The organism is Planktothrix mougeotii LEGE 06226 (assembly GCF_015207485.1).
Lineage (GTDB): Bacteria > Cyanobacteriota > Cyanobacteriia > Cyanobacteriales > Microcoleaceae > Planktothrix.
Genome location: NZ_JADEWU010000007.1, coordinates 121973 through 147327 on the forward strand (window position 1 = coordinate 121973; position 25355 = coordinate 147327).

A 25355-nucleotide genomic window follows, 5' to 3' on the forward strand; every position below is an offset into this window, starting at 1 on the left:
AATGCTCAGGTTTATCTATTATAACAAGTAGATGTAGTCCCGTGGGAATCAGAAACCGGGTTTCTTAAAAAATCATCCAATAAACTGAGTTTCTCCTGTAAAAAATTATTGATAAATATCCCAACAACCAACTATTTTTTCCCCTCTTTCCTCTTTTTCGGCTAACTCTAGGTTGAGTTTTAATAATTTCTCTAAAAGATCATCATCTGGATTAAATTCATAAGCCTCCATTGCTAATTTATCTAATTGTTGATGGAGTTTATACAGTTGACTACTAGGCTCAGTAAAATATTCGTTGTATAATTGGGTAATTCCCCATTGTTTTTTATCCATCTGCTCTGTCCGATATTCATGGAGTTTAATCATGGTTTCTCTAATTTTTTCAACCCCCTTTTTAGTCGGTGTTTGCGGAAAGGGGAAGGTTTCAAAACAGGTTTTATGAGTGTAGCGTATTCGATCTTCTAAAGTTGAACTTTGTGCTTTTACCCAAATACGATGAATATTTGAGGTTAATATTCCTAAGATATAAAAATCATCTGATGCTACAATTACAGTAGAATCACCGGGTAGCCATTCTTTTTGAACCGGAATAAAAATAGACCATTTAGAATGTCGAGGAATAGCAAAATAAAAAGATAAATTTTTAATGGCTTCCCTCATCGCCGGACGTTTTTCACCAAATCTCCACCAGTTTAACTTGGTAATTTCTCGCCTATTTTTATCTCTTTCTGGCTTAACAGTAGCTTTTATATGTTCAAAAGGCAATTGATAATCACTAGCATCTTCTAAGCTCATATTATTAAAATCAATAATCCACCTATCCGGTTTTCCATGAGGATTTCTAGCTAAATCTTTAGCATCTAAAAATTTCTTTAATACCGTGTTATTATTCTCATTACTGTTGATATATCTTTTAACTTCTTCTTCTGTTATCAAAAAACCTTGTCCGGTTGGTTGAACACCTTTAAAAGCATAATTAGAATTAGCTTTAATTATACCTACTTGTGAAACATCTACGGTAGTTGTCAAAGATGAATTAATTTGTTTAACTAATTGATGATCTAAATAATATTCTTTGGGATTTTCATAACACCAATTAACAATACTAACATGAACGGCTGCTTCACCTGACCAAACTTGTGTTGAAATTGCTTCGTGAATATAACCCTTATTTTGAGTAATATAATCTAAGGATGCTTTTCTTCCTAGTCCTTGACTAATAGAATTAGTACCCACTAATCCAGCCCTACCTTTTTGATTCATGTTATCATGTGCTAACCTAAACCAATAAATACAAAAATCTACTTTATCTTTAACATTTGAAAATTTATCGAAAACTTTTTCTATGTATTCATCTCCTAATTCTAATCTGACTTTATTTCCCCCTAAAAAGGGAGGATTGCCAATAATAGCATCAGCCTTCACCCAATCACTAAAAAGGGCATCTTGACAGACAATATTATCATCCAAAGTATCTAAAGGTAAAGCAGATTCAGTTAAATTAAACTTATCAATTGCCACCTTACGCCCTATCATTAAAGTAACTCTAGCTAACTCCACCGCAAAAGGATTAAGATCCATTCCATAAAACTGATGGGGAGTCACAAAACTGATATGTAATTGATCAATATTGGTAGTTTTTTTACTCATAATTTTATGAATTAAAAGCTGCTCAATGCGTTTTAATTCCTGATAAGCAATATAAAGAAAATTTCCACTCCCGCAAGCTGGATCTAAGACTTTATAATTGAGTAAGTCTAACTGTAATTGATACAATTTCTTGAGAGTATTTGCGTCCTCAATACGCGACTCCCAATACTGACTAATAGTAGGGCGAACAATGTTCATTATGTCACTTTCTGAAGTATAATGAATTCCGTAGGAATGACGGTCTTTTTTATTAACCGAACCTTCAAAAATATTCCCAAAAATTGCGGGTCTAACCTGACTCCAATCCTGTCTCGCAGCCACATCTAAAAATTCTAATTCTTTCTCAGTTAAATCAATTGGATAAATTGTAGAAAATAGTCCCCCATTAAAATAATCTACACCTTTATAACGCCCAGCCGGAGTAATTCCGGTTTGATTCATTTCTCTAAATAATCCCCCAATGATATCATAAGAGCTTAGTTTATTTTGCAGACAATCTTGTACACAAGTAATAAATAAATCTTGAGGTAATAATCCCCGATCTTCAGCAAACATGGCTAATACACATTGTAAAATAAAACGTTGAACGATTAATTCAGACTGTTTTTTTTTGACAATCTTTGGTGTAAAATTGTAAATAATTCCGCCATTCTTCGGGCTGCAATTTCAGTAATTTCTACTTGATTATTTCTAAAAACAGGAGTCCGATTTCCCAACTCCATAAAAACAAAAGCACTCGCTCTTTCTACTAAGTTAATAACAGCGACTTTATCAACAGGTTCATCTAATTGATTATCAAAATCAAAAATCCAAAATTCATCAAAATTACAAAGGATCACATAACGAGGGCGATTAGGTACTAAACGTTGCCAATAAGCAAAAGCTTGGGCATAATGTTTATTGAGATCCTCACCCCGTTGTTTCATCTCAATTAAAACTTTAGGTTTCCAAATTAAATCAGCAAAACCCGTTTTACCTTTTAAGCTGCCTTTTTTGATCGCTTCCTCATATTTTGCTCCCGCTTCTAAAGCACCTTCATAACCGAATGCTTTAAAAAAACGATCTAAAAAAGTTTGTGCTTCTTTTCTTTCTTGTCCTGTGATCTGTTCTTTACAGAAATCAATAAATTTTTGTAAGCTTTCCGGTGTTGCTGACATTTGACAATCCTTACTCTGGTTTTAAATCATTAAATAGCTTTGTAGATATAGTAATTTTTTCTAAGAAAACTCCTGTGGATTGTCAGAAATCCGGTTTCTAAAAGAAACCGGGTTTCTAGTATTAACGTTCTGGAAATAGCTTACATTCCCTAGATGTGGGTTTATTAACTTCCCCTAAACGAGAGTTTAAAAATCGATCCATCCAATTTTCAAAATAAATCCGATTTGCTTGTTTTTGCTCAGGATCAGAGGTACTAATGGGATAGGGTGCTAATCCAATAATGGCGGCAGTTGTTACACAATACATGGACTTTTGAAAACTTTGGCAAATTTGTACCCGTAAATCATCTTCGCCGCGACAACTATTTTGATAAATATTGTGTAAATAGTCAGGTAAAAAATGACGCATATCTTGCATTAATTGAGTGGGGGGAATTCCTGAACCCCCAATAGGTAAAGGATCGGCGTATAATGCACCATAAGCAAACTCTTTTTGTTCCGGGGGAATTTGATGGGCTTGAGCATTATAAGAAACGGTTCCCGGAAATGGAGTTCCTCGGAAAAACACCGCTTCAACATAGGGAACAGCCGTATCCATTAAAAAGGTTAATTTGGCAGATTTGGGGAGAATATCATAGACTTTATTGTTAATTTTGACGCTATAAGTAATGGGTTGATTCGCTGATTCAACTAATCCTGATAAAATATGATTAACCACTTCAGGAATGGATTTAATTTCTCCTCGATCATAGCGATCGCTCAAGGAAATAAACATATCACTCATGACGCGCCAAAATTGACCTAATCCACTGTAATAGGAAAGTTGTCGAATTTGTTCGGGGAGGAATTCAGGAAACAAACGATGTAAGGTCTGAATCATTAAATTTCCCTTGGTTTTAGCTTGAATAGCCGTTTCAGCTAACGGTCGAAATTCAGGAGAATCTAAATATTGATCTAAGCCACCGCCTCCATGCCAAAACATCGTTTTCATACAATATTCAGCATATTCAAAGTTAATCCGATCATGCCACCAATATTGCAATAATTTTTGAGTTTTTACCTCGCCATTAAAATATTTAAAAAACGGAAATAATTCTAAAAACTGCTCATTGGCAATATAAATTAAATTTTTGGAATAGGCATCCAAAACAATGCCATAACTTTTTAAAATGCCAACTACTTCCACCACATTTTCAGGATAATCCGGTAATAAAGCTTCACCGGACTCTAGGCGATAAATATACTCAGATAGAGGGTGTTGAGAAGCCGCAGAAGATTGGATAAGGGTCATTTTGTTTAAAGTTTTGATTAAAATTAAGGTTTATTTTATTTTACAATCATGTTGGACTAAGTGTGAGAAATCACTCTGACAATTTAACAAAAAAAGTCAGAGTGACATGAGAACGGTTAAAGTTTTTCGGCGAGATGATGAGCAAATAAAGGTTGGGTATGGGCTAACGCTGTTGTGGACGCATCACTTAACCTGACCATTAAATTAGGCTGAATTCCTAACACAACAATAATGAGTGCTAAAATCAGGGCGGGAATGCGATCGCGCCATTGTACTGGAGGCAAATTCACCACATATTCGGAGAGGCGACCAAAGAAGGCTTTATTCATCATCATTAAGAAGTAAACGGAGGTTAATCCGGTTCCCACCATGCACAATAATGTTTGTACCGGGAACACATCCATACTGCCTCGAAAGATAATAAATTCTGCCACAAATCCGACTAAACCGGGTATCCCTGCACTCGCCATTACGGCTAAAATCATGATCGTTCCAATTAAGGGTAAACCCCGTTCTGGGTTTAATAACCCTTGAATAATATCTAAGTCTCGACTTCCGGCTTTTCGATACACGACCCCAACGGTTAAAAACATTAATCCAGAGATTAAACCATGACTCACCATTTGCATGACTGAACCTAACAAACTGGTGGAGTTAGCGGCAGCAAACCCTAATAAAATATAGCCCATGTGAGCAATGGAACTATAAGCTACCATTTTCTTCATATCTTTCTGATAAATGGCACAAAAGGCTCCATATAAAACGGTGACAACAGCCCAACTTGCCATCCAGGGAGAAATCACTAACCAAGCATCAGGAAATAAACCTACACCAAAGCGTAATAATCCGTAGGTTCCTAACTTTAATAAGACCCCTGCTAATAGGACGGAAACGGGGGTTGAAGCTTCGACGTGAGCATCAGGTAGCCAGGTATGAAAGGGAACCAGAGGAATTTTAATTCCAAACCCAATTAAAAGACCGCCTAATAAAATTAGTTGTGTATTTAAGGGTAAAGAAGAAACGCCTAAAGCAGTTGCACTAATGGTATCTAAATCAAAATCAAGGGTATGGGTCAGCCAAACAATTCCCAAGAAGGATGCTAAAATTAAGAATCCTGAAACAGCCGTATAGAGTAAAAATTTAGTGGCTGCATACCCTTTGTTTTTGCCTCCCCAAATTGCAATTAATAAATAAAGGGGAATCAATTCCACTTCATAAAACAGTAGAAACAATAATAAATTTTGGGATAAAAACGTTCCCGCAATTCCAGCCGCAATCAACAAAATTGAGGAATAATACAATTGATGGCGACTAATTCCTACATGGGTACTGATAATGGCAATGGTAATTAATAAACCATTTAAAATCACTAAAGGTAAGGATAAACCATCGACTCCTAAGTAATAATTTAATCCCAAGGGTGTAAGCCAAGGAATATATTCTTTAAATTGTAAAGAAGGATTACTTGGATCAAATAATCCTGCTAAAACCAACGACCATAAAAATAGTCCTCCAGCAATCACCAATGACAATTGACGAGCCGTTTTACCCGAAATCTTCGGCCAAAAAGCAATTAAAGCCGCACCGAACAAAGGAACCCAAATTAATACACTCAGCATAAATCAGTTATCAGTTGTAGGGGCGGGGTTTCCCCGCCCGTAATTAGTGGTCAGTTATCAGTTATCAGGGGTCAGTTATCAGTGTAGAAACGTGCCTGAGCGAAGCTATGCCGTAGGCTTTTCGCGCGTCTGTAAAAGTTAAGAGTTAGCAGTTAATAAACTGTCTACTATTCACTTCTTGACTGATAACTGATAACTGATAACTGATAACTGATTAAAATAGCCACAACATCAGTCCCACAAGTGTTCCAACACCGAGAGCAATGGTGAGCAGATAAAATTGGGATTGTCCAGAAATACTATATTTTAAGCCTTCTCCACTAAATAGAGTTGCTAAACCAAACGCATTCACAATCCCATCAATAATATATCGATCAATCCAAGCACTTAAGGCAGAAATACGACTGACCAATAAGACAACGGTAACATTGTAAATTCGATCAATATAGAAATCGTAAGCCAGTAAATTCTGCAATTCTTTCCAAGGCAATTTAAAGGGTTTAGAACCCATTCCATATAAATAAATTGCTCCTCCAATGGCTACACCCATTAATCCTGATAAAATTAACAAAGGAACCGTTAATTGATACACAATGGCGGCAAACCCAGAAGCAGATGTTGCAACTAAGGGAGTATTCCAAGTTAGTAATAATTGCCATTGTTGTAACATCAGGGGCACTAATAACGTGACAATAATCATCGCCACCATCGGTACAGCCATCGGCCAAGGAACTTCCGGTGCGCGTCTGGTTTTAGGTTGAGGTTTTCCGGCAAAAACTAATCCGAAAACCCGGGTTAAATTCAAAGCGGTTAAACAATTTATCAACAGCAACACTAAAATTAACCACAGGGGAACTGTCCAAAATCCATTCACCCAACGACGCATTGTCCAAAAGGTTCCCAAGGGCATTAACGCCACTAAACCGGCTGAACCGACAATAAACGCCATGGTCGTGGCGGGCATTTTTGACCATAAACCGCCCATTTCCGTTAAATCTTGGGTATTCGTGGTCAGAATAATGGAACCCGCACTCATGAAAATTAAAGATTTAGCGATCGCATGGGTGAATAATAATAACAGAGCGATATCAACTTGACTTTCTCCCACCGCAATAAAAACTAACCCTAAATACGCACTGGTGGAATGAGATAAAGCCCGTTTTATATCGATTTGGGCAATGGAAACCAGGGAAGCACCAATGGCTGTGATCGTACCTAAAACCACTAAGGTTGTAGAGGCAATGGGAGATAACGCTAAAACCGGTTGCAGTTTAATTAATACATAAGCTCCACTGGCCACCACCACCGAATTCCGTAAAATCGAGGCCGGGTTAGGGCCCTCCATTGCTTCATCTAACCACAGGTTTAAAGGAAATTGAGCGCATTTTCCAATGGGGCCAGCAATTAAAGCTAAACCGAGTAAAGTTGCTGGTAAGGGCATTAAGGTTGCCGTTTCTGCCCAGTTTTCTAAATCAGAAAAGCTCAAGCTTCCCGCGAGGGTTGAGATATAAACCACCCCCATTAACAGCAACACATCCCCCACCCGTTTTGTCAAAAACGCATCCCTAGCCGCAGTCACCACCAACGGTTGAGCGTACCAAAAGCCCACGAGGAGATAGGTAGAAAGTGTTAACAACTCTAAGAGAATGTAACTGAGTAACAAAGAATCACTCAAGGCTAACCCACTAATGGCCGCTTCAAAGAATCCCATCAGGCCAAAAAACCGAGCCAGTGCCCAGTCTTTTTCCATGTATCCCAGGGCGTAACATTGAGCAATTAAACTCAGGCTGGTGACTAATTCCATTGACCCCACACTCACCGGAGAGATTTCCAGGGCAAAGGACAAGTCTAAATCAGTCGTATGTACCCAATGGATGAGGATTTGCTGAATGGGTTCATCCCAAGTGGTACGGAAAATCACCGAACCATGGATAAAGGCCAAAAGCGTCATTAACAAATTAAAGTAGGCGGCGGGTCTTGGCCCAGTACGTCGCACCAGTCCCGTTGACCAAGGTAAGGTCAAGATTGCCCCAATTAAGCCATACAAAGGTATCCACCAACTGGTTTGGAGGAGAAAATCCGTCATGTTAAGTTAAATTAGAAAATTTTTATGAATTATCAATTTACTATATCAAGATTTCGCCTTTGGGTTTGTTCTCTGCCTTGAACTCTCTATTTTTATACCCTTTTATAGAGTCAAACTAATTTGCAACTCTATTAAATAGAGCTATAATCGTTTCGACACAACTTTATTTTCTTAAGAACTTAACAAAACTTAATCAAAATTCAATATCAACAAAAATAATATTAAAAATGAGAAAATATAATGCAGATTAATATTGTCAAGGGTGTCACGATTCTCCTATTCTTAGAGAGGGAGGTTCGTTACTATTTCTGCAAATTGAAATTGTAGGTAATCTAAAGCCGTATTTGACAAAAAATTAAGGTACGGTAAGGCCTGCCGCAACCTTCTAGCTCTCATGAGAGCAGGGCTTATCTCCCCTTCCCACCTAACGGTATGGGGAGTTGCAATAGGAAAATATAACTATTGCCAAATCTAGGGATAAATAAGCCGTAAAATTTGACTTAGAGGCGAACTACAACCTAGAGTGTAGGCCGAAATCCGACGGTTCAATCTGTTGGGAAGTCACTTATTGCTTAAAAATACATTGTAGTTTAGTCTGTTCATTAATTAGGAGTTAAACAATGTCAATTGCTGTTGGAATGATTGAAACCCTGGGCTTCCCTGCTGTCGTTGAAGCCGCAGACTCAATGGTGAAAGCCGCTCGTGTCACCTTAGTCGGATACGAGAAAATTGGCAGTGGCCGAGTCACCGTAATTGTGCGGGGGGATGTGTCCGAAGTTCAAGCATCCGTAGCGGCTGGAATTGAATCCGTCAAACGAGTCAATGGCGGTCAAGTGACTTCCACCCACATTATTGCCCGTCCCCATGAGAACCTAGAATATGTGTTACCAATTCGCTACACCGATGCGGTAGAGCAGTTCCGGTCTTACTAAGGCTAAGGACTCAAAAATACCCCTTTGAATTGACAAACGTACAAGTTCTTAAAAGCAATTCCTGAACCGTGGCGCTGGCGCAGCACCAAAAGTCAATTTTAAGTTTTATCGGAATCTTGCTGTTGTACGACGGCATTCCGCGTTATTCCTGAACCGTTTTGATTGATTTTAGGAGTCAAATTTAATGGCGATTGCAGTTGGCATGATCGAAACTTTAGGCTTTCCTGCTATTGTTGAAGCCTCCGACTCAATGGTAAAAGCCGCCCGTGTTACCTTAGTCGGTTACGAAAAAATTGGCAGTGGCCGTGTTACCGTGATTGTGCGGGGCGATGTTTCCGAAGTCCAAGCCTCCGTAGCGGCGGGAGTTGAATCCGTCAAACGAGTCAAGGGTGGAGAAGTTTTATCGACCCATATTATTGCCCGTCCTCACGAAAATTTAGAATACGTTTTACCCATCCGTTACACCGAAGCGGTGGAACAATTCCGCGAAATGATGGCTGGGCGTCCCATCAACCGTCCTTAATTTCCAGAAGATTTAAACCGTAACCTTTAGTCGGTGTATCCGACCTATTGTTACTGAAAATTTCCCTTTATTCATCCTCCAACTCTTATGCAAATTGCCAAAGTGATTGGCACAGTCGTCGGTAATCAAAAAGAACCCAGTTTACGCGGTTCCAAATTTCTCCTCGTCAGATTTGTGGATGAAAATGGAGAAGATATATCCAATGGATATGAGGTGGCGATTGATGCAGTCGGAGCCGGAGTGAGTGAGTGGGTACTGGTCAGTCGAGGCAGTGCAGCCCGTCAAATCGAAGGGAATGAAAAACGCCCCAGCGATGCGGCTATTGTTGCCATTATTGACACTATCAGCGTAGAAAATCGCTTGATTTACAGCAAAAGAGATCATTATTAACAGGAGAGAAAGTTGGGCAATTGAGAAGCCAGAAGCCGGAAATCTTGAAAAAGAACAAGGCTGAAAGGGTGTTTCCTTATAGGATAATTGAAATTTTGAAAAAAATTGAGATTTTGCACCCGAAATTGAAAAACTTTAGAAGTTCTTAAGTTTTAATTCCATTCCTTCTTAATCACCCATTTTAGCTTCTGAGATAACGAACCCTGAAAACGAACAACAAACAACTATTCGGTTAGGAGCAATTAAGATTATGGCAGTTCGTGGCCTAGCGGCACCTCCAACCCCTTGGTCGAAGAACTTGGCAGAGCCGAAAATCGATCCAACGGCTTATGTACATTCTTTCTCTAATATTATTGGTGACGTTCGCATTGGGGCTCATGTATTAGTCGCCCCTGGCACCTCCATTCGCGCTGATGAAGGTTCACCCTTTGCGATTGGGGAAAATAGCAATATCCAAGACGGCGTAGTGATTCATGGCTTAGAAGAAGGTCGCGTCAAAGGCGATGATGGCCAAAATTACTCCGTGTGGATTGGCAAGAATTCTTCCATTACCCACATGGCCTTAATTCATGGCCCTGCTTATGTGGGAGATAACTGTTTTATTGGGTTCCGCTCTACGGTGTTTAATTCCAGAGTTGGGAATGGTTGCATTGTGATGATGCACGTTTTAATCGAAGACGTGGAAATTCCCCCTGGAAAATACGTTCCCTCTGGTTCTATTATCACCAATCAGCAACAAGCCGATCGCTTACCCAATGTCACGGATGCCGATCTCAGCTTCGCCACTCATGTCATTGGTGTGAACCAATCTCTCAAAGCCGGTTATCAGTGTTCTGAAAACGCTTCTTGTATTAACCCCATCCGTAATGAATCCTCTGGGAATGGCAGTGGTCGCGATCGCTCCTATGCCAATGTCGGCGGTGGGAATTTACCCTCGGAAATCGTTCAGCAAATTGGCGATCTCTTAGCCAAAGGCTACAAAATTGGCACAGAACACGCCGATGCTCGTCGCTTCCGTACTGGATCTTGGAAGAGTGGATCTCCCATTAATGCGAAGAGTACCGGGGAAGTTGTGGCTGCCTTAGAAGCTTGCCTGAGAGAACACACCGGAGAATATGTCCGTTTGTTAGGCATTGATTCCAAAGCCAAACGCCGAGTGGTCGAAGAAATTATTCAACGTCCCGATGGCCCCGTTGCTGCCAAATCCAGTAATGGTAAAGTCAGCGTTTCCGCCTCAGCCCCGTCCGGTTCTGCCAGTAGTGGCAGTTCTGATTTAGGATCACAAATTGGGGATCTGTTAGCCAAAGGCTTCAAAATTGGCACAGAATACGCCGATGCCCGTCGCTTCCGTACCGGATCTTGGCGCAGTGGCCCCAGCATTTCGGGATCGGGAGTAGCCGATGCCCTGTCTAAATTAGATGCCATCGCCAGTGAGCATCCTGGGGAATATGTGCGCTTGATTGGGATTGATCCCAAAAACAAACGCCGGGTGCTCGAAGAAATTATTCAACGTCCCGATGGCAAAGTGGTTAAAACCGCTTCAACTTCAGCCCCTGCATCCAGCAGTAGCGCCAGTGTAGCTCCGGTTTCTAGTGGCAAACTTGGCAACAACGTCACCGATCAAGTTCGGGATCTGTTAGCTAAAGGCTACAAAATTGGCACAGAACACGCTGATGCTCGTCGCTTCCGCACCGGATCTTGGAAGAGTTGCTCTCCGATTCAATCCAACAATATCTCTGAAGTCATGACCGCTTTAAACGGTTGTTTAAACGAACATAGCGGCGAGTATGTGCGGTTGATTGGGATTGACTCAAAAGCCAAACGTCGGGTACTGGAGGAAATTATCCAACGTCCCTAAGATCCAGTTTCCTGTTGAAACGCTAGAGGTTCCAGCAACAATGAACATATCGCCACCGCAACTCCTAAACCCTGATGTTTATGTGAGTGGCGATGTCACCATCGATCCCAGTGCCACCCTTGCACCCGGGGTGATCTTACAAGCGGCAACCGATAGTCAGCTTCGGATTGCTGCGGGAGTTTGTGTGGGTCGGGGAGTGATTATTCAGGCTTATCACGGTATCCTAGAAATAGAGGCAGGTGTTGTGTTGGGGTCGGGGGTGTTAATTCTGGGGGCGGGAACCCTGGGGGAAAATGCCTGTATTGGTTCAGAAACAACGATTTTTGAGAGTTCTATTGCCCCTCAACAAGTCGTTGCTGCGAGATCTGTGATTGGCGATCGCTCTGGTGAATTAGAACCCGAACAGGTATCTGTGCCACCGGAACCTCCGCTCACCCCATCACCGCCAATCCTTTCTGGTTTTGGTGAATTGTCCGATCCTCTGTTAGAGTTAGATTCTTTTCCTTCAGAACCCCAGATTATTTCTGCTTTGGAGGAAAAACCGGCTCAACCTTCAGATGTTTTATCGGTTCCTGCTGAACCAGAACCGGCGATCGCTCCTTCCCCGGAAAAATCGGAAGAATCGGCTCTGGTTCCTCAGTCCCCAGAATCGGTGGAACTGTCACCCCAGCCACTCCCTCCGATTATTTATGGTAAGGAACACCTCAGTCAGTTATTGGATACCTTGCTTCCCCATCGCAAAGCCTTTAATAATCCCCCGAATTGAAGGGTGTTGGGTGTTGGTTGTCGGTTAACCGTCAACACTCAACAGTCAACACCCCTCTTCCCGACCCATCGGAATGATTGAAAATGGACATAAACAAACATAATTCCGGTTCTTCTGGACAGCAAGTTCAGCACGAGTTTAGAGATCTGGCCTTGGGTTTAGTTTCCACTCAGAGTTTCCCAGCCATTGTGGGAACGGCTGATATGATGCTCAAGTCCGCCGGAGTTCATTTAGTGGGATATGAGAAAATTGGGGGGGGACATTGTACAGCCATTGTCCGGGGAAAAATTTCTGAGGTGCGGTTAGCGGTGGAAACCGGAGCGCAAACCGCGAAACAATTTGGTCAATTGATCTCTACCTTAGTCATTCCCCGACCGTTTCCCAATTTAGAAATTGTGCTTCCCATTAGTTCCCGCTTATCTAATCTCACCAGTGGGGGGGGAAGTCATCGTTTAAGTAATCAAGCGGTGGGTTTACTAGAAACACGCGGATTTCCGGCGATGGTGGGGGCCGCAGATGCCATGTTAAAAGCAGCAGATGTGCGTCTGATGTCCTATGAACGCATTGGGGCGGGGTTGTGTACGGCGATTATTCGCGGCCCGGTGTCCGATGTGGCAATGGCTGTTGAAGCGGGAATGTTTGAAGCCGAACGCATTGGCGAGTTAAACGCGGTGATGGTCATTCCGCGACCGTTGGAAGATTTGGATCAAACCTTACCCTTAGCCAGTTGTTGGATCGAACAGCGTCAACCGTTAAGGATGCCCATTAATGTTAAGGAACAGGAGAAAGAAGTTGTTAAGCTTCCTGATTTAGAAAAAGTAAAAATGCCTGTACAGGAAGAATATTTATAGATTTTTAGGGTTTTTCACCAGTCCTATGATTGTCGGGTTAACAGATTGAGATTGTACAAGCGATCAATCAAAATAGGCGCGAACATTCTGGTTAATGATTAGGCTTATTTGAACAAATCTAAATATTCAGAAAATATGTAGTGCTTACTTCTTTTTCCTCCAGTGATTTCTTGTAGAATTGAGAGATTTTCTAAATCGGCAATGAGTTTATAGGATGATGCAGAAGAAAGTCCTGTTAATTTAGTGACTTCACCTGCATTAATTAGGGGTCGTTGATACAAGGAATTCAATACTTTTTGAGCATTGAATGTTCGACGACCTAACGTTTGGATTTTGGCATCTACTGTTTTCTGAAGTTTTAAAATTTTATCAAAAGTTGTAATACTATTTTTTGCGGTGCTTTATTGATGAGGTTGGGTTGAAAACTTTTGTAATGACTCTGTTGGATGTATGTGCCAGATTTAAAGTTCTTCATCGGGAATTATGGGATGGCTTATTTTAGATTTTACCAGAAAACTAAAATAAGGGGGATGCTTATTTTAGATTGGTCTCAAATGCTAAAATAGTTGCTTTCTCTGATTGAGGATTCTATACTTATTGACGAGTCTTACTTTGGGAATAATAAAAGTGTTTATAGTACAGTTTAAACATTCTTGATTGATTAGGACAAACACCTATGAAAATTGCGATCGCTCAACTTAACCCGACGGTTGGAGACTTAACGGTCAATGCTCAACAAATATTAGAAGCAGCAGAAAACGCGGTTGAAGCGGGATGTCATCTGTTACTAACAACAGAATTATCCTTAACCGGATATCCCCCTAGAGATTTATTAATTCGTCCGAGTTTTATTGATGCTACAGAGAAAAAATTACAACAATTAGCAATAGATTTACCGCCTCAAATTGCCGTTTTAGTGGGAACAATTCAACAAAATTTAGATTATCAAACAAAAGGTGGGAACCCGATTTTTAATAGTGCTGCATTATTAGAAAAGGGTGAAATTAAACAGTATTTTAAAAAACGATTATTACCAACTTACGATGTTTTTGATGAAGATCGTTATTTTGAACCGGGGTTAGAAAGCCAGTTTTTTTATTTAGAAGAAACCTTGAAAATTGGGGTAACAATTTGTGAGGATTTATGGAATGATGAATTATTCTGGGGAAAACGCAATTATCCTTGTAATCCGTTTCACGATTTAGCGAATTTAGATGTTGATTTAGTGGTTAATTTATCAGCTTCACCTTATCAAGTCGGTAAGCAAAAATTCAGACAATCTTTAATTAGTCATACTGCAAAACGCTATAATATTCCGATTTTATATGCCAATCAAGTAGGCGGAAATGATGATTTAATTTTTGATGGTTGTAGTTTTGCATTTAATAAAAATGGCGATAAAATTTTAAGTCTAAACCCTTTTGAGACAGATTTTGCAGTTATAGAATTTGATTCAAAAACACAAGATTTAATTGCTCAATCTAGCCAAAATCCAGACATAAATTTAATTGAAAATGAAGATCAAGAAATTTGGTTAGCATTAGTTTTAGGGGTTAAAGATTATGTGGATAAATGTGGATTTTCTAAAGTAGTTTTAGGGTTAAGTGGGGGAATTGATTCTTCTTTAGTTGCAGCGATCGCAACGGAAGCATTAGGCTCAGAAAACGTTTTAGGGGTGTTAATGCCATCTCCCTATAGTTCTGATCATTCGATTCAAGATGCTTTAGAATTAGCCCATAATTTAGGGATTAAAACCAAAACTTTACCCATTGGAAATTTAATGCAAACCTTTGATCAAACCCTAGAACCGATGTTTGCAGGAACCGCCTTTGGATTAGCCGAAGAAAACCTCCAATCTCGCATCCGAGGAACCTTATTAATGGCGGTTTCTAATAAATTTGGGCATTTGTTATTAACCACCGGAAATAAATCAGAAATGGCGGTGGGATATTGTACCTTATATGGCGATATGAATGGAGGATTAGCAGTAATTGCAGATGTCCCTAAAACCCGTGTTTATTCCTTATGTTCTTGGTTCAATCAATATTATGAACAAGACATAATTCCCTATCATGTATTAGAGAAACCACCGAGTGCAGAACTCAAACCGGGACAGGTGGATCAAGATTCTTTACCTCCTTATGAAATTTTAGATGATATTTTATATCGTTTAGTTGAAAAACATCAATCCTTGACTGAAATTGTGGAAGCAGGACATGAACAAGCTGTCGTTAAAAAAGTGATTAAATTAGTCATGATTGCTGAATTTAAACGTCGTCAAGCTGCACCCGGATTAAAAATTAGCGATCGCGCGTTTGGAACCGGATGGAGAATGCCCATTGCTAAAGCTATTAATTGGTAATATATAGCAACGCATTACAGTTGTAGAGACGCGGTAATAACCTGACGGCATAAATAGGCGCGTCTCTACTAAATCCTGACTCATTCCCTATTCGTAATTCGTAATTCGTAATTCGTAATTCGTAATTCCCTCTTCCCTAATCAATATTAATGGTTTGTAACCCTTCATTAACCGTAATCACAATTTTGCCAACAGTTCGCCCCATTTCACTATAAGTATGAGCTTCAGCCAAATCAATTAAAGAATAGGTTCGATCAATGATGGTTTTAACTTTACCCGTTTCGATCAAATCTCGTAAAGCATCTAAATCTCGACGGCTGGGTTGAGCTAAGACTAATTTACATTTTTGATTAGAAAAGAATAACGTTTGTAGGGTCGCTCCCATATTATCAACCGTTGGTAATGTTGAGATATAAATTCCATCCGGTTTTAGAACTTTTTCACAATTAAAAAAGGACTGTTTACCCACCGCATCAAAAATAATATCATATTGAATTTCTTGCTGGGTAAAATCCTCTTGGGTATAGTCAATAATAGTATGGGCTCCTAAACGTTTAACAATCTCAACATTAGCCGTCCCACAAACCCCCGTTACCTCTGCATTCATCGCAGCAGCAATTTGCACCGCAAAGGTTCCCACACCGCCAGAAGCACCATTAATTAATACCCGTTGTCCCGGTCGCAATTGACCTAAATCTAACAACCCCTGTAACGCCGTCAGACCCGCCACCGGAACTCCCGCAGCTTCAGTATAGGTCATATTTTGGGGTTTATAGCTCAGATTGGTAGCACTTACCGCTACATACTCCGCATAAGCACCGCCAAATAAGGGATTAACGAAGGTATAAACTTGATCTCCAACCTGCCAGTTTGTGGCTTTTTCCCCCACTTCCACCACTTCCCCCGATAAATCACAGCCTAAAACTTTGGGGAAATTGTAGCCGGATAAAGGTTGTAATAATCCCTGCCTAATTTTCCAATCTACAGGATTAATACTACTAGCATGAATTTTGACTAAAACTTGATCCGGTTTAATCGTTGGGGTGGGAATATCTTGATAACGCAGCACATCGGGTGATCCGTATTGATCGATAACAATTGCTTTCATAATCGGTTACATTAATAGGCAGAGAACACCTGTCAGCTTAACACATACTTCTGGAGATGGGGATTCAGGCTCTCTTTATTTTTATTAATATTTTGCTGTTTTTTTTTAGGGGAAATAGGGTTTTTGAATTCTATATTAACGGTTTTATCCGGCAAAATATTCATTAAAATTAGTAATTTTTGGTATTTTAACTCAACAATAAAAAACAAACTCAAGAGGATAAAACCGGAACTTTTTAACCCATAAACAGTTGTAACTCCCAAAAATTCTCACTATCATGGAATTATGACGCAAAAACCTGGGCAAACCCTATAGTTGAGATTTTTATGGATATTCAGTTAATCAATATTGGTTTTGGTAATATTATCTCTGCAAATCGGGTGATTGCTATTGTTAGTCCTGAATCGGCTCCCATTAAGCGTATTATAACGGATGCACGCGATCGCGGACAGTTAGTAGATGCCACCTATGGACGTAGAACCAGAGCCGTGATTATCACTGATTCTAGCCATGTGATTCTCTCTGCCATTCAGCCAGAAACCGTTGCTCATCGGTTCGTGATAGCGAAAGACGGGAATTCCCGTGATGATTAAGGGATTTTGTATTTTTTCCCCTTGGTTTCCATCGGCATCCTATGAGAAAATAGAAAGACTCTTATTAAGCGTGAATAAGTAAAAATGCCATGAAAAAAGGCCGATTAATTGTCATGACAGGCCCTAGTGGGGTCGGAAAAGGAACCTTGGTTCGTTCCCTGCTCAACTGTCATCCTGACCTGCATTTATCCGTTTCTGTAACCACTCGTTCTCCCCGTCCCGGTGAAATTAATGGACAAGACTACTATTTTGTAGATCGCCATCGGTTTCAAGAGATGTTAGAACAGGGAGAGTTATTAGAATGGGCTGAATTTGCAGGTAATTGTTATGGAACCCCTTTAATCCCAGTTAAAGAACAAATTGAAGCGGGAACATCGGTTTTATTAGAAATAGAATTAGAAGGCGCTCGCCAAATTCGAGGCACATTTCCTTCCGCTTTACGAATTTTTATTATGCCTCCTTCTATTGATGAATTAGAACGTCGTTTACGCAGTCGAGGTCAGGATTCTGAAGAGGCTATTCGACGGCGTTTAATGCGAGCAAAAGCAGAAATAGACGCGGCGAATGAGTTTGATTTTGAAGTAATTAATGATGATTTAGATTTTGCGTTACAACGATTAGAATCTGTGCTATATACTCCTGTTTAAATAAGGAAATATGCCAGAGGAAGATGCTTTAAAACTCAACTTGGTTAATGGGATGGCAACGGATGTCAAGTCGGCTGAAGCTTATGCTAATTTAGGGCGTTTGCAGAGTCAGCAAGAACAATGGCAAGCTGCGATCACAAATTATCGTCATGCTATCGAATTAAATCCTAATTGCTCTTGGTTTTATCATCATTTAGGGGATATTTTATTAAAACAAGAACAATGGCAAGAGGCGATTATTCAATATCGTCGCGCCATTGAACTTAATCCTAATTTTCCCTGGTCGTATCATAATTTAGGAAATGCTTTATTAAAATTAAAATTCTGGGAAGAAGCGGTTGATGTTTACCGTAAAGCTATTCAGTTAAATGCTCAATTTCATTGGTCATATTGTAATTTAGGGGATGCGTTGGTTCAACAAAAAAACTGGGATTTAGCCATTACTTCTTATTGGAATAGTTTGGTTATTCTTCTACAAACCCATCAAGAACAGGATTTTGCGATTATTGCCACTAAATTAGGAGAAACCCTAGAATCTTGTTTACCGGAAACCGTTGATCTTGCGATCGCCTATTATCGAAAAGTGATTCAGAATAGTCAACAATATCCTGAATATCAAAATATTATTAATTTTCTAAAAAGTAATCTAAAATCATGGATTAAAATAGCAGATTTTTTCCTCCATAAACATTGGATGAATGCTGCTTTAATTCTGTATTCAATGGCAATGGAAGTTTATCCTGATGAGCGGTTAATTAAAGAAAAATTAAAGACGGTGTTTCAGAAAAAGAAAGATTTAGAAAAATCAATTCTTTTGCAACATCAAAATATTAATCAAAATCTCGAAAAATGGTCTAAATATGATGATGCGATCGCTGCTAACCCCACTGTCAATTCTTCTTATAATCCTTTAGCTGTGAATCAAAAAAACGGACAATTTATATTAAGTACAGATATCGATTTTGACTTAAACCAATTAGACCAACTCTTTGAAGCAGTGGGTTGGATGACTCGTTCCCACGAACAAATGAAAATCGCCCTAGAACACAGTTTTTTAGCCGTGACTCTCTGGTTTGTCAAAGATACGCAAAAACAATTAATTGGGTTTACTCGCGCCGTTTCTGATCATGTTTATAATGCGACTTTGTGGGATGTGGTCATTCATCCTAATTTTCAAAGTCAAGGATTAGGAAAAGCCTTAATTCAATATACCTTAGAAAAACTGCGCCAGCAAAACATCGAAAATATTACCTTATTTGCAGGTTCAAAAGCCGTTAATTTCTATCATCATTTAGGGTTTATTACCGACCCTAACGGAATTAAAGGAATGTTTTGGGTTTCACCTTGATTAACTTCAATCGTAGGGTGCGTAAGCTCCGCGCACGCACCATCTTTTATTCAGAAACGGGGTTTCTGCGTAAGTTTTGTTAATATTGAGATATGATATAATATTTTAAAATTGAATTAATCTTTAGTAAAGAAGCGTGATGTTGATCTGTATAGCTAGTATCTTCTAACAAACAACGTCTTTTTAACGATTGTATAGTCTTTAATATATCTGTGGGTTGATCAGGGATTTCTTGTAAAACCTGCATCAAAGCAACCTCATTTTCTTGTTTGGCTAGATAATTGATTACCTGTTGTTCTGACTTGGTTAATCTACTCCATAAACGATTCAGTTGAAATGTGATTTCATTACTTAATATTAACTCAGGATAAGCTAAAAAATCTGTGACTCGGCTAGAAAATAGTTCTTGAATCATCGTAGCTGTCATTTCTAACCATAAGGGATGACCTTGATATTTTTCAATTAAATCATGCCAATTTTCTTGATCTAATAATTCTTTATTCTTTAAAATTTTTGTAGCACAATCTCCTAATCCTGATAATTTTAATGACCTAAAAAATTTAGGACTATCGACTGTTAAATATTCGGGTTGTTCGCTGGTAATTAATAAAAAACTACTGGGATGAGACAATTCAGCAATTTGTTTAAATAATAAATAATACCCTTCAAATTCGAGTTTATATTGACCTGCATATTGTCCGGTTTCAAAGAGCATTTGCAGATCATCAATAATAATTAAACAGCGATGTTTTTTAATAAATTTTAGCAATAAATCAACTTGACGATCAAGACTATTTGGAAAAACAGCAGGAGAAATAACACTTTGCAGTAAATCTGTTAGAAAAACATCTATAGTTGGACAATACTGGAGACTGCGATAAATAATATATTGAAATTTCGTTTGGATTTCTTCAATAAGTTTGACAGCCAGCATCGTTTTGCCAATTCCAAGTATCCCAACTAAGGTAATCATTCGGATATGGTCTTGAATTAACCAGGTTTTTAAAGTGTTTAGTTCATGATTTCGTCCAAAAAATGCGGTAATTTCTGGTGTAGCATCTAAGTCTAAATGATTTTTTTCAGAGGGTTTTAATAGAGGACAACATTTAGGTTTTTTCTGTTGTTTTGGACAAATACTGACTTGATGAATACTAATAAAATTTCCAGATGAAACACTGTTAGAGATAATAACTTTTTCTAAAATAGACCGTGCATTTAATTTATTAATATCTTCCCCTAAAGTTTTCGATAAAGTTTGCCATAATTCCGATGCAGTATCTCGAACATGACCTTCACTTAAATGATTTTCTGATGCAATCTCAGCGTATTTATTGCCCTGTAATGTACCTTTAAGGATTGTTTCTTGCAGAAGGTCTAAATGTTCGCCTGTATGGGTAAAAAGCAGTTGATCTGCGAGTTTCAATACTTCTGCAATATCCATAGCGAGATGACACTGAATAATCTTATCCAATTGTATCCGATCTTTCCGATCTTTTTCCGACATTTTGGGAATTTTTTAGGAAAAAGTACCGACACCATCCGACTGACAAAGGGATTGGTCTTAGGGTGTAATAAAAGAAAGCAAGCTATTGAGCATTTAAGCGAAACTGCCCCAGCACGGGACGACTCTCGCCCTACACAGGTTAAAAAATTAGAAATAGGTAATTTGAATGAGGTAAAGTCATGATTAAGAAGAAAATAGTTGTATTAGCTATTGTTGGCTTATTAGGCTCTTTATTACCCTTGTTGAGTCCTCCTAACAGAGCCTCAGCAGGGTGTGGTTTTCTTGATGTTACTTGCAATCCCCGCGATTGGGAATCTCCAGGCGAGACTATACGACAGATTAATCCTCCAATGCCACGAACAAGGAGTGAGGTTTATGATAGTTTTACCATCAAAAATCAAAGCAATGAGTCTGTTTATTTCGCCTATGGAGTTTATGAGCGCAGTAGATCATCTGCTTCCGGTGGCCCCTCTGATTCTAGCGTTGCAGTAATGCTTCCAGCATTTTGGGTTTCTGAAGGTTGGTGGAAAGTTAATCCAGGTGAATCCAAGATTGTCTACGAAACCAAAGCCAAGGGACAAATGATTTACATACGCATACAAGCAAGGAGTGGAGTTAAAGCTCCAATTCGGTCAGAGCATACAGCTACATTTTGTGTTTCTGATCATGGGGCTTATACATCTAAAGAAAGGGACGGCGGAAGACCCGAGTTTTATTTAACGGTTAACGATAATTCTAATCACGGATCTTCCTGCGAACAGATAGGAGGTCATTCGGAGACTTTTTGGAAGGTAAAAGCTAATACCAATTTCACGATTAACCCATAGATGTAAATAAGAGGATAGGCACAGATATGAAAATTAATAGTTTCCGCATTCCAGTTGCAGCATTTGTTCTTGGTTCAGCTACATTTGCTGTTGGTATGTTTTCGTTACTTTTAGTTTTTATTCTGCTATAAAAATTTGCTCAACGGTTAAATTAAGGTCGGAAAATAGTTGAGAAACAATATTTTGTTGACCTATAAAAATAGTATTTTGGTAAGTTCCATTGATTAAAAAATTAATGATCACTTGTTCTGTTAACGGATCAATAATCCAATATTCTGAAATTCCAAATTCCGCATATTCAGTTATTTTTTTAACATAATCTCGGTTCTCATTATCTTCCCCTGGACTCACGACTTCTACCACTAATAAAGCTGGAACTTCCAGAATGGCTGATTTTTTCAATTGTCGTAACCGTCGCCAATCTTCCCCTTGAATAATAGCAATATCCGGTTGTCGGGAGCGATTTATTCTAGTTCGTATTCCCACATCTCCCTGTTTTACTTTTAAGTCTAAATTCCGTCTTTGAATTTCCTGATAAAAACAGATAAATAGGAACCCTACAATATCAGAATGGATGGGACTCGCAGGTGTCATCGGAATTAACACCCCATCTTCAAGTTCATAGCGGTTATCTGTTCCGTCATCGTAGGTTAAATACTCCTCAAAGGTTAATTTAACAGGGGTTTTAGTCATGTTGTCACCTCAACTTTACAACATCCCTTTTCTATTAATCTAACATAAAAGTAAAACTTAAACCGTAGGGTGCGTAAGCTCCGCGCACGCACCATCTAACACGAAATTCAAAAATATTTGCTCCTGATCATTGTATCATAATTGCATCAGAAATGGTGCGTGCGGCTTCGCCTTACGCACCCTACGCTCTTGCTATAGCTTTTTTGTCAATACTTTTAGTTTTTATTCTGCTATAAAAATTTGCTCAACGGTTAAATTAAGTTCAGGGAATAGTTGAGAAATAATCCTTTGTTGACCTGTAAAAATAGTATTCTGATAACTTCCATTCTTGAGAAAATTGATAATAACCTGTTCTGTTAACGGATCAATAATCCAATATTCAGAAATTCCAAATTCAGCATATTCAGTCATCTTTTTAACATAATCTCGGTTTTCGTTATCTTCCCCAGGACTCACAACCTCTACTACTAATAAAGCCGGAACTTCCAGAATGGCTGATTTTTTAAACTGTCGTAACCGTCGCCAATCTTCCCCTTGAATAATAGCAATATCCGGTTGTCGAGAGCGATTAATTTGAGTTCGCACCCCGACATCTCCCTGTTTAACTTTCCAGTCTAACCCTAATCTTTTGACCTCAGCTTTGAAGGTATCGTAGAGAAATTCAATAATATCAGAATGTATAGGACTCGCAGGTGTCATCGGAATTAACACCCCATCTTCAAGTTCATAACGGTTATCTGTTCCGTCATCGTAGGTTAAATACTCCTCAAAGGTTAATTTAACAGGGGTTTTAGTCATGTTGTCACCTCAACTTTACAACATCCCTTTTCTATTAATCTAACATAAAAGTAAAACTTAAACCGTAGGGTGCGTAAGCACCGCGCACGCACCATCTAACACGAAATTCAAAAATATTTGCTCCTGATCATTGTATCATAATTGCATCAGAAATGGTGCGTGCGGCTTCGCCTTACGCACCCTACAATTTTAATTTTTAATTTTTCGTTCTCCATACCGTAACAACATCTCAATACTCGCCAAACGATTACCCCAACTAGAGACTTGATAGGGACGTTCTAAGGCTTGTAAACGCATAGAAGTTTGGAATTGTTTTTGGAAGGTTGCTAACTTTTGTTGAGCAATTCCTAGGGTTTGAGGAGAGGGATTATCCTCTAACTGTTTTAAGGTTTGGGCTAAATCTTCTGCTTGGGTACTCAAGGCTTTTAGTTCCCCATCTCGAATCCAAAGTTGATCATTAGATAACAGAAAACTCCATTCTCGTTTTAATGCTAAATACCGATCATGGGCTGCTGCAAAAGGTTGTCGATAGGGGATTGGAAGTTGAGTTGTTTGAGAAGAATTTTGAGTCCGGCGAAAATAGTTTTGTAAATTATTACCAATGGTTTCAACAGCAAAAATTGAATAGCCTCCGGTGGATAAATCCCGTAAGGATTGTAATTGATCAATCGCTACAATTTCAGGAAGATTCAATAACTTAATCGCTGGACTAATTAACGCCGATCCTAACCGTTGTTCTTGAGTTAAAGGCTGAGTAATTCGCTTTAAACGGTTTGTATCCATCGCATAGGTCATGGGTACAATTAAATCCACATAACCTTGTTTCGCCCACACTTCCCAATGTTGTTGAATTTTCAGAATTCGTTCCTGTTCAGGATGGGGAAACACCGCAACGGATAAAATCACATTGGGTTTTTGTTGTTTTAAAAATTGTGAAACTTCGGCGACAAAAGAAGTGACTTGATCCGTTTTAAACTGCGTCCATTGATTCCATAATTGAGGATTTTTGCGTGTGATATTAACCGGGTCAACTCCCGTTAATTGTCGAAATTGTTCCCGTCCGGCTTTGCCATAACCATAGGTGTAATTTCCTCCTGGATCTTGGAACGGATAACGAATATAATCTAACTGTAACCCATCCACATTATAGGTCGTTACAATTTCATTAATTAAACGCAGGACATAAGCTCTGGCTTCTCGGTTGGCTGGATCAAGATAAACTTTATGATCACGGGTATTTCTTAACTCACCATAATTATTAATATTTACCCAATCAGGATGGGCTTGAATGACCGGACTTAAAAAACTACTGGGTTGTCCTAAAAGTTGATTATGACGATCATTTCCGACCGCAAATACCCAAATCCAAGCGTGTAATTCCATTCCCCGTTCATGGGCTAATTTAACAGCCGATTCTAACGGGTTCCATCCTCGAATTAAGGGGTTTTGTTGAGGTGCAATATGACTGGGATAAATGGGATAACCCGCATTAATCGTTTCAAAATAAACTGTATTAATGCCCGCCGATGCTAACCGATCAAAGACTTGCGCTAGTCCGGCTTCACCCCCCGCTTTAACAATGGTTCCTCGGTCTAACCAAACCGCCCGAATTTCTGCTCCTAAGCGTTCTCCTTCAGTGGGATAATGTTGCCATAATTGTTGACGCATTTCTAACCATTGACGACGAGCTTCCCCCCAATTTTGATGAGCCACTAATTCAGGAAAATCCTTGATCACCTGTCGAGCTTTGGTAATCATTTGATCGGATTGTTTAAAATTAGCACTGGCTAAACTTCCGCCTTGTCCTGCCATTAATTGAGTAGAAGCAACTTGTAAATTAATCGGAACATTACCCGAATTTGAGGCAATTAACGCATTTTCAAATCGTCCTAATAAATCTACTAATTCCTGACGCATGGCGATCGCCGTTAATTCCTCAATGGGTTCATTTCCCGGCTGTACTTCTAACCCCGCAGGCGCCGTTTGTTCGGAAGGGTCAATAAAATTATTGGGAACTGCTGGAGTATTGGGTAACGTCCGCGTGGCGGTGACAGTCGGAGGGGGTGGTGTCGTGGAACGGGGAGGAGAAGGCGGCACCTGGGGAACCGTTGGCGGTGTGACGGGACGGGGTGGAGCTATAGCTGTTGGCTGTACCGTTGGTGTTATCGGTTGGGGTAGGTTGGTGTTGGAACGGGTCGGGACAGCAGGAGGAGGTGTGGGGTTGGGACGGGTTGCTACCGTCGGGGTAACAGGTGGCTGAGGTGTGGGGTTGGGACGGGTTGCGACTGGGGGCGGCGTTGGGTTGGGACGGGTGACAACGGCTGGTGGTGTGGGGTTGGGACGGGTGACAAC

At 39.6% G+C, this 25355-nt stretch carries 21 protein-coding genes; 11 read left to right on the forward strand and 10 right to left on the reverse strand.

Annotated elements, in window-relative coordinates; translation table 11 throughout:
- Nucleotides 1-105 precede the first annotated feature (105 nt).
- The 5 genes from IQ236_RS05480 to IQ236_RS05495 all read right to left on the reverse strand — a co-directional run bounded on the left by IQ236_RS05480 (nt 106) and on the right by IQ236_RS05495 (nt 7803).
- Nucleotides 106-2205, reverse strand: coding sequence for a class I SAM-dependent DNA methyltransferase (locus IQ236_RS05480; protein WP_228041431.1), 2100 nt, complete (start codon nt 2203-2205; stop codon nt 106-108).
- Between the two features lie 35 nt (nt 2206-2240).
- The gene (locus IQ236_RS27610; protein WP_228041432.1) at nt 2241-2807 is read right to left on the reverse strand and encodes a type IIL restriction-modification enzyme MmeI; all 567 of its coding nucleotides are present in this window, start codon (nt 2805-2807) and stop codon (nt 2241-2243) included.
- A gap of 121 nt (nt 2808-2928) precedes the next feature.
- Nucleotides 2929-4098, reverse strand: a complete 1170-nt coding sequence (locus IQ236_RS05485) for a CO2 hydration protein (RefSeq protein WP_193868322.1) — start codon at nt 4096-4098, stop codon at nt 2929-2931.
- Between the two features lie 116 nt (nt 4099-4214).
- Nucleotides 4215-5717, reverse strand: a complete 1503-nt coding sequence (locus IQ236_RS05490; protein WP_193868323.1) for an NADH-quinone oxidoreductase subunit M — start codon at nt 5715-5717, stop codon at nt 4215-4217.
- A gap of 214 nt (nt 5718-5931) precedes the next feature.
- Nucleotides 5932-7803, reverse strand: coding sequence for an NAD(P)H-quinone oxidoreductase subunit F (locus IQ236_RS05495; RefSeq protein ID WP_193868324.1), 1872 nt, complete (start codon nt 7801-7803; stop codon nt 5932-5934).
- Between the two features lie 620 nt (nt 7804-8423).
- On the opposite strand from IQ236_RS05495, the gene IQ236_RS05500 reads away from it, so the two are divergent.
- From IQ236_RS05500 to IQ236_RS05530, 7 genes are all read left to right on the forward strand, one after another.
- On the forward strand, nt 8424-8735 hold the full coding sequence (locus IQ236_RS05500; protein ID WP_072716901.1) for a carbon dioxide-concentrating mechanism protein CcmK: 312 nt from the start codon (nt 8424-8426) through the stop codon (nt 8733-8735).
- 184 nt (nt 8736-8919) lie between these two features.
- Nucleotides 8920-9258: a carbon dioxide-concentrating mechanism protein CcmK gene (locus IQ236_RS05505; RefSeq protein WP_072716902.1), complete on the forward strand. Its 339-nt coding sequence runs from the start codon at nt 8920-8922 to the stop codon at nt 9256-9258.
- Between the two features lie 87 nt (nt 9259-9345).
- Nucleotides 9346-9648, forward strand: a complete 303-nt coding sequence (locus tag IQ236_RS05510; protein WP_072716903.1) for a EutN/CcmL family microcompartment protein — start codon at nt 9346-9348, stop codon at nt 9646-9648.
- Between the two features lie 250 nt (nt 9649-9898).
- The gene (locus IQ236_RS05515) at nt 9899-11506 is read left to right on the forward strand and encodes a ribulose bisphosphate carboxylase small subunit (RefSeq protein WP_193868325.1); all 1608 of its coding nucleotides are present in this window, start codon (nt 9899-9901) and stop codon (nt 11504-11506) included.
- A 40-nt stretch (nt 11507-11546) separates the two neighbouring features.
- On the forward strand, nt 11547-12272 hold the full coding sequence (locus IQ236_RS05520; protein WP_193868326.1) for a carbon dioxide concentrating mechanism protein: 726 nt from the start codon (nt 11547-11549) through the stop codon (nt 12270-12272).
- Between the two features lie 83 nt (nt 12273-12355).
- Complete coding sequence (locus IQ236_RS05525; protein WP_193868327.1) at nt 12356-13123, forward strand: carbon dioxide-concentrating mechanism protein; 768 nt, start codon at nt 12356-12358, stop codon at nt 13121-13123.
- A gap of 676 nt (nt 13124-13799) precedes the next feature.
- A complete protein-coding gene (locus IQ236_RS05530) occupies nt 13800-15485 on the forward strand; it encodes an NAD+ synthase (protein WP_193868328.1) in 1686 nt (561 codons plus the stop codon).
- Nucleotides 15486-15621: 136 nt separating this feature from the next.
- On the opposite strand, the gene IQ236_RS05535 is transcribed toward IQ236_RS05530, so the two are convergent.
- Nucleotides 15622-16593: an NAD(P)-dependent alcohol dehydrogenase gene (locus IQ236_RS05535; RefSeq protein ID WP_193868329.1), complete on the reverse strand. Its 972-nt coding sequence runs from the start codon at nt 16591-16593 to the stop codon at nt 15622-15624.
- Between the two features lie 326 nt (nt 16594-16919).
- Here IQ236_RS05535 and remA point away from each other — a divergent pair, with 326 nt between their 5' ends.
- The 3 genes from remA (at nt 16920) to IQ236_RS05550 (ending at nt 19181) form a co-directional block, all read left to right on the forward strand.
- A complete protein-coding gene (gene remA, locus IQ236_RS05540) occupies nt 16920-17186 on the forward strand; it encodes an extracellular matrix/biofilm regulator RemA (protein WP_072716911.1) in 267 nt (88 codons plus the stop codon).
- An 89-nt stretch (nt 17187-17275) separates the two neighbouring features.
- The gene (gene gmk, locus IQ236_RS05545; RefSeq protein ID WP_193868330.1) at nt 17276-17833 is read left to right on the forward strand and encodes a guanylate kinase; all 558 of its coding nucleotides are present in this window, start codon (nt 17276-17278) and stop codon (nt 17831-17833) included.
- A 10-nt stretch (nt 17834-17843) separates the two neighbouring features.
- Nucleotides 17844-19181 (forward strand): GNAT family N-acetyltransferase, encoded by a 1338-nt coding sequence (locus IQ236_RS05550; protein ID WP_193868331.1) that lies wholly within the window; start codon nt 17844-17846, stop codon nt 19179-19181.
- A 79-nt stretch (nt 19182-19260) separates the two neighbouring features.
- Here IQ236_RS05550 and IQ236_RS27615 read toward each other — a convergent pair whose 3' ends face one another.
- A complete protein-coding gene (locus IQ236_RS27615) occupies nt 19261-20685 on the reverse strand; it encodes an AAA family ATPase (RefSeq protein ID WP_228041433.1) in 1425 nt (474 codons plus the stop codon).
- Between the two features lie 179 nt (nt 20686-20864).
- Between IQ236_RS27615 and IQ236_RS05560 the strand changes: the two genes are divergently transcribed.
- Nucleotides 20865-21512, forward strand: coding sequence for a DUF1036 domain-containing protein (locus IQ236_RS05560; protein ID WP_193868332.1), 648 nt, complete (start codon nt 20865-20867; stop codon nt 21510-21512).
- Between the two features lie 117 nt (nt 21513-21629).
- On the opposite strand, the gene IQ236_RS05565 is transcribed toward IQ236_RS05560, so the two are convergent.
- The 3 genes from IQ236_RS05565 to IQ236_RS05575 form a co-directional block, all read right to left on the reverse strand.
- A complete protein-coding gene (locus tag IQ236_RS05565; protein ID WP_193868333.1) occupies nt 21630-22205 on the reverse strand; it encodes a Uma2 family endonuclease in 576 nt (191 codons plus the stop codon).
- 222 nt (nt 22206-22427) lie between these two features.
- On the reverse strand, nt 22428-23003 hold the full coding sequence (locus IQ236_RS05570) for a Uma2 family endonuclease (protein WP_193868334.1): 576 nt from the start codon (nt 23001-23003) through the stop codon (nt 22428-22430).
- A gap of 189 nt (nt 23004-23192) precedes the next feature.
- Nucleotides 23193-25355 (reverse strand): glycoside hydrolase family 10 protein (locus IQ236_RS05575; protein ID WP_193868335.1); only part of this gene is annotated, 2163 nt, incomplete at its 5' end.